This is a genomic window from uncultured Gimesia sp. (assembly GCF_963972345.1).
Classification (GTDB): Bacteria; Planctomycetota; Planctomycetia; order Planctomycetales; family Planctomycetaceae; genus Gimesia.
In genome coordinates this window covers 20,292-33,694 of the sequence record NZ_CAXAVM010000074.1, presented here as the reverse complement: position 1 = coordinate 33,694, position 13,403 = coordinate 20,292, and the positions used below count along the sequence as shown (strand labels likewise).

Sequence of the window (13,403 nt, the reverse complement as noted above, 5' to 3'; positions counted from 1 at the left end):
TTGATTATAGAGATTTGCCTGATCAATGTAGGGCAGGGTGGCTACAACCCAACTGCGATAAGAGCCCCCCGTAGCCGGTGTACCATCACCAAAATAACCACAGGCTGGAAATCGATTGGCACTGTCCGTTGCCTGCAGTATTCCCAGCGTCACATTTCTCATGTTATTCAAGCATTGCACTTGTCGGGCTGAGTTACGTGCTGACTGCACTGCCGGAAGTGCAAGAGCTATCATGATACTGATCACGGCCGTAACAACTAACAGCTCCAGGATCGTGTATCCGCTTCTCAGGCGAGATGAATCGGTACGTGGGATTTCCCGCTTATTATCAGCAAATGCGCGTTTACACTTCATCAGCGTGGGTCTCCAGCCACCAGGCGGCAAAGTAGGTTAACACTGCGACAAATATCACAACATCCACAAAGTACATCCAATAAGAGAACTGAGAACATTCGCCCATGAATGGAAAAATCAATTTTGCTTCAATCGGTTTCCGCGAAGGAAAAATCATGTTCTGTTGCTCTGACCAGTTTAGCAGGCAAAACACGGTAATACTGGCTGTCGCTATGGTGGCTCCCAGTTTGTAACCGAGACGCAGATAGGGCGAAGCCACATAGACGAGCAGCGAGACAAGTGCGATGCTCACCAGGAAGGAACAGGCCGAATACACGAGAAACAGTAAGGGAGAGGTTTCGCCGATCAGTGGAAAGTAAAGCTTTCCCTGGCCCAGCCAGTTGACAAAGCCGTAAATGCCGACACTGGCACACAGGATTAATACACAGACGAGAATCAGCTTACGAAAGACCGGATGTTCCAGGATGGAAAGTTTGATCGCGGGGACCATCTGCCGGGGAGGGGGCACCTCTTCCTGTTTGGGAGCCCGCGCATCAATCCGTTCAACGGCTGCATTCACCGTCGATGCCCAGGTCTCTTCTGAATACGCGCCTGTCGAAACAGCATCCTCCGCTGATTCAACGGGTGCGTTCGGTTCTGGTAGAGCCTCCGCTTCAGACTTGATCTCTTCACCGGGAATTGCAGAACCGTTCGGCGCAGGTCGACTGAGATCGACACTGACTTCGCGATGAGGGTCGACGGGCACCGGGGGGATTTTGCTGCTCCTTAAGGAAAGCAGTCGCTTGAGCCAACCCGGCCGTTCAAGTTCCTGGTGCACCGCGTCGGTACCGGTTCCCGCAGGCTCATCTGATCCTTCCAGAAACGCATCCAGATCATCTGCGCCAGCGAGCTCATCTTCTGGCTTGTTAATAGCATTATTGACAACAGGTAGTGTGGCGGGATCCCGTCGTGCCATATGAAACAGACCAACCACAGAATCAGCCCTCTGCCATTCATCCAGATAATGGGGACGGACCATGGTCTCAGGCAAAAGCTGCTCTTCCCGCACCATCTCCATCATTTCACGGAAGGTGAAAGGCCCTGTTGCTTGATCCGACTGTTTGCAGTACCACTCGGTTGCCATTTGCAGTCATTCTTAATTACGGGTTTCCCCGCAGTCTGGTCATACTTATTTCATTCAGAACGATACATTTTCATCACATCGGAACGTAAGCTCAGTATACAGTGTCCATAAACCAATGCAAATATTAGTTAGTTAAGAGAGGTAATAATCTATGCAAATATACTGACAGATAGAGCATATCAGACCCAGTATGCATCAATTGACATGATGAGTTAATGGTTCTATGGCTTTTTGATTTCCGCATCATTACCGAAATGACTGGCTGGTAATAGCTATCTCGCTGAAGCCGGATTCCCATGAGAACTTCTAATTAAAGCGGGAAGCCGCTTGTTCCATGCGGGCGCGTAGGTCGGCCAGCGCCTGTTCCGTTCCAATTTTCATGTCTTCCCAGGCTTCTTCCCCCGCGGTCTGAATCTCCTGGAATCTGGTCTGCGCCTCGTCTCTTCGTTGTCGCAATTCAACCAGATGCCTCTCACAGGTGATTTTGAGATCGGCTTCTTTCTGCTGTGCCTTCAATTCCCACTCTTCTATCAACGTGTTGCATTCATCGATTCGTTTTTCCAGTTTCTTCAAATAATCGTTTCGCAACATGGAAGGAGTTATCCATTTCCAAAAGCATGACGTCTGTCGAGTCATCAATCTGTCAGGCCCTCAAATTGAGAAGCAGACCGATGACTACCCACACGCCGGAGATACAGGCAATTCCGGTGAGCAACTGGTCCGACCATTTTTTCTTTTTGTGATGATGATGGGAATGTTCGTGTCCCTGATCTTTTTGATCTCCCATTAATTTTAACCAGAACAGAAGCCCGGTGATGCTCAGAAATGCAAGATTCAGAAATAAAGTATAATCGATTGCAAAACGTTCGGAAGGTTTTACCTGCTCTGCTGAGGTATTCCCCTGTGGTAATAGATCCAGGAATGAGAAGCCGTAATGCAACACCAGGGCCGAGGCGATCAGAGAGACCAGGAAAACCGCAAGAATATAGAAAGCCATTTTCCAGCCGAAATATTGTGCAGAGATCCGCAGTACTGGAAATACCACAAGGTCACTGAAGATAAATGCCATGATTCCTGCAAAGCTCACCCCATTCGCGTAGAGCAGTGATGCCAGTGGAATATTGCCCATGGATCCAATGAATGTGAAGAAAGCAGCCAGCGGACCTACGATGGTCTGCAGCAGCACCTGAGCGAAAGACGGATCTGATTCTGACCCTGCACCTGCGAAGAGTGTTGTAAAAAACTCAGCAGGAACAAAAGCGCTGATGATTCCGGCAACGGTAAAACCAAAGGTCACATCTCGCCAGACCATGCCCCATTCCATGAAGTACTGTCTGGCAACCAGCTTCCAGCCTTTACGCGAGGTCATTCTCTCCTTCCAGTCTGGTATATCTTCTTTTTCTTCCTCCTCGCCACCGACATGCTCGCGCGCTGCCTCTTCAAGTTTTGCCGGCAACGTCAGCTTGACAATCAGCCAGGTACACAGAATCAAGAGGCATCCACCCAGATATTCACCTACGACGAACTGCCAGCTCAGGAAGACGGCGATCATGATTCCCAGTTCGATGACGAGATTGGTCGAAGCCAGCAGGAAAGCCAGGGACGGAACGAGACCTGCCCCTTTCTTGAAGAGCGACTTGGTCGTTGCCAACGCTGCAAAACTGCAGGAACTGGAGATAAATCCGAAGAATGTGGCGAGTGCGACGCTCTTGGGCCCGGCTTCTCCCATTGACTTCTTCATTCTTTGACGGGTGACAAAGACCTGAATACAACTGCTGATGATGTATCCGAGCGCGAAAGCCCAGAACGCCATCCAGAAAAATCCCGCAGAAGTTAAGGCTGCCTTGCTCCAGTTCGAGAGGAAATCATTCATCCGGTCTTACATCTCCTTATCGCCTGGAAATCAGCATCTCTTAAAAGTCAGCTTGATTCCAGGTATTTGCAACATCTTTGCTGGGCAAACTACATTTACACTGGATGCAGATCGCGGAGATTACACTCCGTCTCTTTCCAGAATGTGTGATACAGACTCAATGCGTATTTCTGGAAAGAAGCAAGGCGAATGCCAAAGAAGCGTTTTTCTCTGGAATCCTGAAAAATGGGAAGAGTTCCTTTCCGATATACGTGAGTCGTATGGTATTTGCAGGGAGATACCTTTTCGTCAAACTGCAGAGTCTTAGACAGACCAGCGTGTGAGTCATGCATTGTTGTGAAATGGCAATGATCTGTTTGATTTTCTCTGGTTTTACCGCGGTCTGACATTCTGACTCTGTTCTGCCTGAGCTGAGGAATGATGTATAAGTCAACTGAATGGTGAAGCATCCCGTTGATTGCTGAGCGGTCAATCTGATGTGAAAGCTGTCTGCCAGATTTGCAGATGTTCAAAGAATTTAATAAAATCTTACCTGGTTAAACTGATATTGCGCTGTGCACAATATTCCTGAATAAAGAACTGCCCAAGCATGATTCAACTGGACCTGCCTCTCTGGGGAGATGTCACTGTATTTGTTATTGCGGCGATCGTGATTGGAATCGGCGGGGTGAAACTGGCTGAATACGCCGATCGTCTGGCCGACCGGACCGGTCTGGGAGAAGCAGTAACCGGTACCATCATGCTGGGATTGATTACTGCGCTGCCGGGACTGGCAGCTTCTGTTACGGCTGCTCTGCAGGGGAATGCGGTGTTAGCGTTGAGTAATGCGATGGGAGGCATCGCCTTTCAGACCACAGTGCTGGCGCTGGCAGATCTGCTGCACCGGAATGCGAATCTCGAACATGCGGCTGCGTCGGCGACCACGATGATGCAGACGATCATGTTGATCCTGCTGATTTCGATTGTGCTTTTGGGATTAAGCAGTCCGGATGTTGTGGTGGGGCCGGTGCATCCTGCCACTCTGCTGCTGCTGGGAGGAGCCGCTCTGGCATTCTGGTTGACTTATCGTGTGAAGGAACGACCGATGTGGCATCCCCATGAAACAGCGGAAACGGTGGCGGACGAACCTGCCGAAGGATCACAGTATGAGCGTCTCTGGCTGCTCTGGACAGGTCTCATTGTTGCCGGTTTACTGACTTTGATCAGCGGGAGCCTGGTGGCAGAGACTGCCGCAAATATTCAGGAGAAAACAGGCATTTCCGCATCACTGATCGGTGGCTTTCTGATGGCAGGCGCGACATCACTGCCTGAACTCGTCACCTGTCTGGCGGCAGTGAAACGGGGAGCACTCACCCTGGCAGTCAGCGATATTGTCGGTGGAAATTTCTTTGACGTCCTGTTTATTGCCGCCGCGGATTGCTTCTTTCTTGGTGGTTCTCTCTATCATGCATCCGGTGTGGGAATGCGTGAATTCTTTCTGATTTCCATTACACTGTTACTGAATGTGATTCTACTTTCCGGTCTGATCTACAGGCAGAAGCACGGTCCTGCCAATATCGGCTTTGAAAGTGTCTTGATGCTTGTATTATATCTGGGTGGCTTTGTCATATTATCGTTTATGTACTGAGTATGCTTGCGTTTTATCGATCTGAAACAGTCATTCCTGAAGATGCTGAATGTACCGTTCGGCGGATCGATCAACGGCGGCTCTGGCATTATTCGCTACGGTCTTTCCCCACCAGGCACCATAAATCCGGTCGTACTCAAAGGGCGCGACACTGTCCACGATCTGTCTGACTTTCGCAGGGGAGAGCGGGATCAGATTGGGGTAACTGTACATGAAGCTGACCCAGCGACGATCCTGCACGACATGGATGATATCCCCGCTCAGCAGTGCTCCTTTTCCGCACGCTCCCTCGGGCCAGTGTAATACTGTGCCGCCCTCAAAATGTCCGCCGCAGCGAATGAGCGTCAGTCCAGAGCCGATGCTTTTCGTGTCTCCCTCCCAGAACTCAATCGCAGGACCAGACCGCATGACCCATTTACGATCTGCATGATGGAGAAAGACAGGGCAATCAAACGTCTCAGCCCATTCGATCATGCAGGTATAATAGTGCGGATGACTGATGGCGATGGCAGATACTCCACCGATCCCTTTCAACATTTCCACAAGGCTGTTATCCAGCAGAGAGATACAGTCCCAGAGAACATTTCCCTCGGAATGGGTGATGAGTAAACCCCGTTGTCCAATGGCAAATGAGGGCTCCATCCCAATACCGTACAATCCATTCTCTTCCATCCGGATCACATTGCGGTGCGATTGGGCAAGTTTATCGGCGGTGGTCCAGTTTTGCCCGCCCCAGGCAACAAACTCGCGCTCTTCTTTACAGATGGTACATTCCTGTGGTGGTTGATCTGTTTTTGCGAACTGAGTGCCACAATTGGTGCAGATATAGTGGGGCATCTTATTTTTCTCCCATCGCGGATCTCAGAACCCGCTGCACTTCGTACGGGGCTGTTTCGCCTCTGTGACAGTTCAACGGTCTGCCGCGACCGCTGACTGTCAGAGGACCGAAATGGAATTGATCTCAATTCACTATTTTCATTCCGTCTTTTCTTCAATGATGTCGCCAAAGGCCACGCGGTCGCCAGCATCACCTGAAGGCTGGGTAAATTGATCTTCGCCGGCATGCACGACAATCGAGCGACCAATAATCGAGTTCTCACCATTCAGTTGAATCACTTCATCAACGATATCCACTTTGGCCACACCTTCTGCATTGGCTTCAATGTTTCCCAGGTCACCTACGTGACGTTCGGAATCGGTGGGACGACCGTGTGGTTTATCAGTCGGATTGAAATGTCCTCCCGCTGATTTGCCCGTTTCCTTGTCAGACAGATCACCTTTTTCATGAACGTGAAAACCGTGTTTCCCAGGTTTCAAACCAGTGATTTCTCCTTCAACATGGATTTGATTTCCTTCTTTTGTGAAATGAATCATCCCCGTAACTTTACTGTCACCAATGGGTACGAGCTTACAGACTGCTTTTGTAACCGCCTCCATTTCATTTTCATTTGTAGCCTCCGGGGTCAGTTGACCTTCTGCACCCATCTCGGTCTGAGCCGGATTATTGCCTGCCGGTACCTCCGGATTGGTTGTTTGTTCGTTGCATCCTGCAGCAAGCAGGGCAAGCAGCATCAAATGAAGTGAGTGGCGTAACATGAAATTCTCCTCGCAAAAAAGGTGAGACAGTTGATCCATCCAACGTGAAGTTGACTTCGACATTGATTTGATCACGTGGTCTGATAGATCATCAAACCGTTTGAAACTCAAACAAAAGATTCGCAAAAACCGTGCCGAACCAGATACGAACTTCTAAACGAGGCCTGGCTTGTGAAGTAGTTCCTGCTGTATCAGCCTGCGTCAGGGATCGGGCTTGAGAACCAGTTTGCCGCAGAAGCCTCCCTCTTCAATGAGTTGATGTGCTTTGACCGCGTCACTGAAGGGAATCATGTCTGCAATAGTGACGATCAGCTGCTTTTCCGACCAGAGCCGCACAAGCTCTGTGAGATCTTCTTTATTCGGATGTGCCAACATGACATGGCTTTGTTCTGATTGTGGCCAGGTAAGCACGGAAATGGCCAATCCGCGAAAGCTGGGCTCAGTTGTGACATACTGACCTGTTCGCGCAAGGGAATGTTTTACCTGAGAGTAGGAACGCTTCCCGGCAACATCAAAAATAATTTCCCATTTTCGGGAGGAACCAGTAAAGTCTTCCCGTTGGTAATCAAAGAAATGGGAGGCACCCAGTGAGCGGACAAATTCTTCATGCCGGGCACTGGCGACAGCAGTGACCTCGGCTCCATAAGCAACTGCAATTTGAACGGCAAACGCACCGACGCCTCCACTGGCACCATTGATGAGAACACGGTCGCGAGGTTTGATATGCCCATAATTCCGGAGTGACTGTAAAGCGGTTGAACCAGCTAAAGGCAGGCCCGCTGCCTGTTCAAATGAGAGCGATTCGGGAATTCTGACGACGCAACGAGACGAGCAACCGGCGTACTCAGCGGAAGCACCACCATAGATATGATCCAGAAATGCGAGAACCCGGTCACCTGGTTCCAGGTCGCTCTCTCGATCTGCCTCCTGTACAATCCCGGCGACATCATAACCAGGGACCCTGGGAAATCTTCCCGGCAGCAACCATTTCATTTCACCCTGACGAAGTCTCGCATCGATCGGATTGATACCAGCCGCTGCAACCTGAATCAGCACTTCGTAATCCTCGGGATCAGGTCTGTCTATTTCGGATAACTTTAATACCTGGGGAGAGCCGTATTCATCGTATGTGACAGCCTTCATTTTTTTGCCCTGCCGATACTGACCATTACTTAATGCTGATGTTCGATTTCACCTGAGATGATTAGCATTATTTATTTAAATCAGGAGAGAGATTGCATTTCGCATTCCGAATCCTTTCATTTTGCGAATTTGCTAGATGCGCCACACAATAATCATCATGGAACGAACCTGTTATTTAAAAACAAAATAAAATGAAGACAGAACTGAACCGGAGGATCTTTGAAGTTCGACTGATCATTGGTTGAACAATATGAACGCTCAGCAACCATAATGTTTCCTGAACCTGGCTGGTCCTGTAAAAATCAGCAGATCGACTGTGAATCAGTTTTTGCTCTTTATACAAGTCTAATATTCAGTCTATCCCTGAAGAATCAGCTACCAGACTGCAGTCATATTGCAGTGGGGAATTGGAAAAACCGACGACAACCCACACTTTCTCCAGGTAAGCGGCATGCGATTTGCGAAACCAACTATTATTCAAAATAATAGATGCTGCCAATCGAAGATCAGGTGCGTCAGAGATGACGTGGTTGCCCCAACCCGATGAAGGAAGGCTTTCCGCACCTTCGTCTCCTGGAGGGATTGTCTGATTTAATATCAGATGGGTGACATGTCATAGCAGGCAGCATCTATTATTTGTTTTAACCAGTCACTTGCCGAGAGTGACGGAGATCTTGCTTCCTGTCTCGCTGTGAGATCGATCAGCCCAATCAACGTCAGCTGATTCGCGTTAAAGCTAATGCTGTTTCTATCTTTAATGTCAACTTCATAATCACGAATATTGCGTATTGTGCACTGACTCAACATCAGGAGTAATCCATGAATGATACAAGTGTCAAGAAAGTGGATTCTGCCCATTCACCACAGGGATCAATGGGGCAGAAATATTTGGCCTCAGGTGTGACCGTCTCCATGCGACTCTGGGAAGAATCTCCTACTCAGCCAGATCCCCAGCCAATGAGCCGCGATTACGAAGTGGTGGGCTACGTGATCAAAGGCAGCGCCGAACTGGAACTGGAAGACCAGAAGATCATCTTAAACGCTGGTGACAGCTGGGTTGTCCCCAAAGAAGCCGTCCACCGTTACCGCATTCTGGAACCGTTGGTGGCTGTGGAAGCAACAGCGCCACCCGCTCATATTCATGATCGTGATCAGAAGTAGAGAGCGACTTCTTTCCTTCTGGTGATAAAACAATGTTTCTGAGATGCAAATCTGGTTTCTTTAACAGAACTGAATAAGGGGATTGATACTGCGGGTCTTTGCGAAATGGAGAATCAATGGATTCATCAAATCAGGATTCGGGGCCAGACCAGAAAGCATCTGACAGGACCACGAAGAGAAAAGTATCTCTTTTTACCAGTATTTTTCTCGTCCTTCTGGTTGTGGGAGCAGGGTCAGCCGCCTACTGGTATCTGACTGGAACAGCCAGGAAAGCCCCAGGCCCTCGCAGACCCCCGGCTACTGTGACCGTTGCTCAAGCGGAACAACAGACGTGGCAGAACGAAAGAACCGGCATCGGTACGGTTCGCGCGATTCAAGGGACAGACCTGACCAGCGAACTGGCCGGCAAAGTGATAGAGATTCTGTTTGAATCCGGAAAACGGGTCCGCCGGGGGGAGTTGCTGGTTCAGCTGGATGCTTCCCGCGAAAAAGCGGAACTCAAATCCATCGAAGCCGAGCTGAAACAGGCGCGTTCGAATCTAGCACGGTCGAAAGAACTGTTGCAGAAAGATGCGACTACCCAGGAGAATTATGAGCAGATGCTGACCGAAGTGGAGCGACTGAAATCCTCTGCAGACCGTCAGCGCGCGATTATCGATAAAAAGGAAATCCAGGCGCCATTCACTGGTGAAATAGGCATACGTAAAATCAGCCTGGGCCAGTATCTTTCACCGGAAACCGCCGTCGCCACGTTACAGCAGTTGGATCCGATCTATGTCGACTTTGATCTGCCTGAACAGAATGCGGGAGTGATCAGTGAGGGACAGTCGGTCCGGATCACAGTCAGTGCCCATCCCGATCGTGTTTTTCGGGGGTCTGTCATCGCCATCAATCCTCTGGTTGAAGAGTCGACGCGCAGCTTCAAAGTTCGGGCTCAGCTTGGAAATGAAGAACGCAAGTTACGACCGGGAATGTTTGCCCAGGTGGTTGTCGAATTGTCAGGAAATCGTGAAGTGGTTGTGATTCCGCAGACTGCCGTTGCATTTAATGCGTACGGAAAGTCCGTTTACTTTGTCCAGAAACAAGATCCAAAACAGCAAGCCGACGTTCCTGATCGTCCCGCAGAGAAAAATGCCGCAAACAAAAATGCCACAGAGGAAGACAATTCTGAGAAAAACGGAAACGATCAAAACGCTGCTCTGGTAGCCAGGCGCTCCTTTATTCAGACCGGGGAACGGCGGGGAAAGCTGATTGAAGTTCGAAAAGGTGTCGAGCCTGGTGACCGTGTTGTGACTTCCGGTCAGCTGAAAATCGATGATGGGAGCCCTGTCCAGATCGCCCAAACCGACGTCGCCCGTGATGTCGATGCGAAGGCGACCGCGCCATGAATGTTCTGGACCGTTTTATCGAACGTCCCGTCCTGGCGACCGTTGTCGGACTGGTCATTCTACTGTTGGGAGTGCAGGCAATGAACTCTCTGACGGTACGACAGTATCCGGAAACCACATCCACAACGATTCGAATTGTCACACCCTACATCGGTGCGAATGCAGAACTTGTTCAGGGCTTTATCACGACTCCGCTGGAACAGACAATCGCCACGGCGGAAGGAATCGAATACCTCGAGAGCAGCAGTACCTTGGGGACCAGTACAATCACGGCACGGCTGGAACTGGGGTATGATCCCAATGCAGCGGTTGCTGAAATATTGACTAAAATTCAACAGGTCCGAAATCGCCTGCCGGAAGGATCAGAAGACTCGATTGTCACCATCAGTCGAGGCAGCGATCAAGCGGCCATGTATATGGCATTCTTCAGTGAAGTCCTCAAAGCAAGTGAAATTACCGATTACCTGACCCGTGCTGTCCGCCCGCGTCTGGAGACAGTGCCCGGCGTTCAACAGGCACAGGTGATAGGTGCCCAGAATATCGCGATGCGGCTCTGGCTTGATCCCGGTAAAATGGCCTCCCTCAAGGTGACTCCCAGTGAAGTCCGTCGCTCAATTGCTGAAAGTAATTTCCTGTCTGCCGTCGGGGAAACCAAAGGTCCGCTGATTTCAATTCCATTAAAAGCAGATACGAATCTGCGTTCAGTCGAAGCATTTGAAAATCTGGTGATTCGGGAAGCAGGTGACACGATTATTCGTCTGCGTGATATTGCCAAAGTGAAGCTTGGTGCGGAAAGTTATGACAGTTCCGTGATATTTGAAGGGAAAAATGTAGCTTTCATTGGTGTGCAGGTCGCTCCGGAAGCGAATCTGCTTGATACCATCGCGGGTGTTCGGCAACTGATACCCCAGGTGAAAGATCAGTTACCAGCCGGACTGGAAGGTATTGTTGTTTATGACAGCACCGAAGCGGTGCAAGCTTCGATTGATGAAGTCATCCGTTCTCTGATTGAAGCATTGTTCATCGTGACCGTCGTGATTTATCTGTTTCTGGGAGCGTTGCGTTCGGCACTGGTTCCGGGGATTGCAATGCCTCTGGCGATCATCGGCGCTTTTTTTCTGATGCAGATGTTGGGGTACTCTGTCAATCTGCTGACATTGCTGGCATTGATCCTGGCGATCGGGACCGTGGTTGATGACGGGATTGTGATGGTCGAGAACGCCACGCGGCATATTGAAGAGGGAGCTACCCCCGAAGAGGCAGCGAAAAAAACGGTGCGTGAATTAACCGGTTCCATCATTGCCATGAATCTCGTAGTGGTGGCTGTTTTTGCTCCAGTCGGACTGATGGGCGGACTGACGGGCAGCCTGTTTACCGAATTTGCTTATACGGTTGCCGGTGCGACGCTGATTTCAGGTATTCTGGCGCTCACGGTTTCACCGATGATGTGTGCCCATCTGCTGAAAACCGGTATGCAGAAAAGGTGGCTGGCCCGCAAAGTCGATCAGGGTTTTCAGGCACTCTCCCGTGGCTATGGAAAGACGCTGGGGCTGGCGCTGGATGCCCGCTGGATTATCCTGGCGGCAGGGATGTGCATTCTCGTCAGTCTGTATTTTCTGTTTAATGCTGCTAATAAAGAACTCTCTCCGCCGGAAGACGAGGGGTTCCTGATCGTCTCTGCAAATGCAGATCCAAATATATCGATCGATCATCTGGAACGCTGGACTGCTGTTCTGGAAGAGAGAGTGAGTCAGGTGGAGGGCGTTCAGTATTTTTTTGCGGTGAACGGCGGAGGAGGGGATACCGGCGGAGGAAGCAGTTCCGCTTTCGGCGGTGTGATATTAGAAGACTGGGAACAACGCGCGCCCACTCAGATGGAGTTGCAGCAGAAAATTCAAATGTCTGCTGCACAAGTAGCAGGACTGGAGGCAGTGGTGATTGCTCCTCCCACACTGCCCGGGGCAGGAGAAGGTCCTCCGCTGCAATTTGTGATCAGCTCGATTGATGAGCCGCGGGTCGTGTATGAAACATCGCAAACCATTCTGAAGAAAGCCCGGGAGAGTGGATTGTTTACTTTCATCCAGTCGGATTTCAAGTTTGATAAACTGGAACAGAGAATTAAAATTGACCGTGATAAAGCAGCCGCGCTGGGCATTAATATCAGTACGCTGGGAGGGGATCTGGCGACCATGTTAAGCGGGGGCTATGTCAATTACTTCAGCTACGATGGCCGCAGCTATCGCGTCATTCCCCAGGTGGCACGCGAACATCGCCTGCAGACGGATCAGCTGCTCGACTATCGAGTCGCGACCCGTGACGGGGAACTGGTACCCCTTTCCCTGTTTGTTTCACTGGAAGACGAAATTCAGCCGCGACAACTGAAACGGTTCAATCAACTCAACTCCGCGACGTTATCAGGCGTCCCGGCTCCCGGCGTTTCTTTCGACCAGTTAATTGAATTTCTGCAAGCCACCGTCGAAGAGTCTGTGGGGCAGAATGTGGTAACAGACTGGAAAGGTCAATCCAGGCAGTTTGTCTCTGAAAATACATCACTGCTGGTCGCTTTTGCGCTGGCGATATTGATGATGTATCTAACATTGTCAGCCCAGTACGAAAGCTTTCGCGATCCGGCGATCATGTTTGTGAGCATTCCGATGTCACTCGCGGGGGCCATGCTGTTTTTTGCCCTGGGAATCGCCAGCATCAATATTTATACGCAGATTGGTTTACTGGCGTTAATTGGTTCGATTATTCGCCATGGAATTCTGCTGGTGGAATTCGCGAATGAGATTCAACGGTCCGAAGGTCTGGATCGACGAAAGGCGATTGAAAAAGCAGCGGCACTGCGTTTACGCTCTATCTTAATGACGACAATTGCCACACTGGTGGGATTACTTCCGCTGCTGATCGCTTCGGGAGGCCCCGGGGCTGCCAGCCGCTTTGCCATCAGTTTTACCCTGGGCATAGGCATGGCAATCGGAACGATCTTTACTCTCTACATTGTGCCCGCCCTCTATACGGTGATCGCCACGAAGCATAGCTGACATGCATTCGATTTGTCACAGATCCATTCAATTTCTCTGGCTCTCCAGGAATGGAAGCCTGTTTAAATGAATACAGTCTCCATCCAGCATCTGT

At 50.1% G+C, this 13,403-nt stretch carries 10 protein-coding genes; 4 read left to right on the top strand and 6 right to left on the bottom strand.

Annotated features, from left to right (window positions below):
* Positions 1-343: 343 nt before the first annotated feature.
* The 3 genes from AACZ40_RS14140 to AACZ40_RS14130 all read right to left on the bottom strand — a co-directional run bounded on the left by AACZ40_RS14140 (position 344) and on the right by AACZ40_RS14130 (position 3,350).
* On the bottom strand, positions 344-1,477 hold the full coding sequence (locus tag AACZ40_RS14140; protein ID WP_291173000.1) for a GYF domain-containing protein: 1,134 nt from the start codon (positions 1,475-1,477) through the stop codon (positions 344-346).
* A 306-nt stretch (positions 1,478-1,783) separates the two neighbouring features.
* Complete coding sequence (locus AACZ40_RS14135; protein ID WP_291173003.1) at positions 1,784-2,068, bottom strand: hypothetical protein; 285 nt, start codon at positions 2,066-2,068, stop codon at positions 1,784-1,786.
* Positions 2,069-2,120: 52 nt separating this feature from the next.
* On the bottom strand, positions 2,121-3,350 hold the full coding sequence (locus AACZ40_RS14130; protein WP_291173005.1) for a permease: 1,230 nt from the start codon (positions 3,348-3,350) through the stop codon (positions 2,121-2,123).
* Between the two features lie 589 nt (positions 3,351-3,939).
* Here AACZ40_RS14130 and AACZ40_RS14125 point away from each other — a divergent pair.
* Complete coding sequence (locus tag AACZ40_RS14125; protein ID WP_291173007.1) at positions 3,940-4,977, top strand: hypothetical protein; 1,038 nt, start codon at positions 3,940-3,942, stop codon at positions 4,975-4,977.
* Between the two features lie 30 nt (positions 4,978-5,007).
* Here the strand turns inward: AACZ40_RS14125 and AACZ40_RS14120 are convergent, their stop codons facing one another.
* The 3 genes from AACZ40_RS14120 to AACZ40_RS14110 all read right to left on the bottom strand — a co-directional run bounded on the left by AACZ40_RS14120 (position 5,008) and on the right by AACZ40_RS14110 (position 7,716).
* The gene (locus AACZ40_RS14120; RefSeq protein ID WP_291173009.1) at positions 5,008-5,814 is read right to left on the bottom strand and encodes an MBL fold metallo-hydrolase; all 807 of its coding nucleotides are present in this window, start codon (positions 5,812-5,814) and stop codon (positions 5,008-5,010) included.
* 138 nt (positions 5,815-5,952) lie between these two features.
* On the bottom strand, positions 5,953-6,573 hold the full coding sequence (locus AACZ40_RS14115; protein ID WP_291173012.1) for a superoxide dismutase family protein: 621 nt from the start codon (positions 6,571-6,573) through the stop codon (positions 5,953-5,955).
* Positions 6,574-6,774: 201 nt separating this feature from the next.
* Entirely contained in the window at positions 6,775-7,716 is a 942-nt protein-coding gene (locus AACZ40_RS14110; RefSeq protein WP_291173014.1) for an NAD(P)-dependent alcohol dehydrogenase, read from the bottom strand.
* Positions 7,717-8,535: 819 nt separating this feature from the next.
* Here AACZ40_RS14110 and AACZ40_RS14105 point away from each other — a divergent pair.
* The 3 genes from AACZ40_RS14105 (at position 8,536) to AACZ40_RS14095 (ending at position 13,309) form a co-directional block, all read left to right on the top strand.
* Positions 8,536-8,877 (top strand): cupin domain-containing protein, encoded by a 342-nt coding sequence (locus AACZ40_RS14105; RefSeq protein ID WP_291173017.1) that lies wholly within the window; start codon positions 8,536-8,538, stop codon positions 8,875-8,877.
* Positions 8,878-8,993: 116 nt separating this feature from the next.
* The gene (locus AACZ40_RS14100; protein WP_291173019.1) at positions 8,994-10,265 is read left to right on the top strand and encodes an efflux RND transporter periplasmic adaptor subunit; all 1,272 of its coding nucleotides are present in this window, start codon (positions 8,994-8,996) and stop codon (positions 10,263-10,265) included.
* Positions 10,262-13,309, top strand: a complete 3,048-nt coding sequence (locus AACZ40_RS14095; protein ID WP_291173021.1) for an efflux RND transporter permease subunit — start codon at positions 10,262-10,264, stop codon at positions 13,307-13,309. Before AACZ40_RS14100 ends, AACZ40_RS14095 begins: the two co-directional genes overlap by 4 nt.
* The last annotated feature ends 94 nt before the right edge of the window (positions 13,310-13,403 follow it).

Excerpts from the sequence above, each read along its gene's own strand:
- AACZ40_RS14140 (WP_291173000.1), bottom strand. The coding sequence starts at position 1,477 with ATGGCAACCGAGTGGTACTGCAAACAGTCGGATCAAGCAACAGGGCCT.
- AACZ40_RS14135 (WP_291173003.1), bottom strand. The coding sequence starts at position 2,068 with ATGTTGCGAAACGATTATTTGAAGAAACTGGAAAAACGAATCGATGAA.
- AACZ40_RS14130 (WP_291173005.1), bottom strand. The coding sequence starts at position 3,350 with ATGAATGATTTCCTCTCGAACTGGAGCAAGGCAGCCTTAACTTCTGCG.
- AACZ40_RS14125 (WP_291173007.1), top strand. The coding sequence starts at position 3,940 with ATGATTCAACTGGACCTGCCTCTCTGGGGAGATGTCACTGTATTTGTT.
- AACZ40_RS14120 (WP_291173009.1), bottom strand. The coding sequence starts at position 5,814 with ATGCCCCACTATATCTGCACCAATTGTGGCACTCAGTTCGCAAAAACA.
- AACZ40_RS14115 (WP_291173012.1), bottom strand. The coding sequence starts at position 6,573 with ATGTTACGCCACTCACTTCATTTGATGCTGCTTGCCCTGCTTGCTGCA.
- AACZ40_RS14110 (WP_291173014.1), bottom strand. The coding sequence starts at position 7,716 with ATGAAGGCTGTCACATACGATGAATACGGCTCTCCCCAGGTATTAAAG.
- AACZ40_RS14105 (WP_291173017.1), top strand. The coding sequence starts at position 8,536 with ATGAATGATACAAGTGTCAAGAAAGTGGATTCTGCCCATTCACCACAG.
- AACZ40_RS14100 (WP_291173019.1), top strand. The coding sequence starts at position 8,994 with ATGGATTCATCAAATCAGGATTCGGGGCCAGACCAGAAAGCATCTGAC.
- AACZ40_RS14095 (WP_291173021.1), top strand. The coding sequence starts at position 10,262 with ATGAATGTTCTGGACCGTTTTATCGAACGTCCCGTCCTGGCGACCGTT.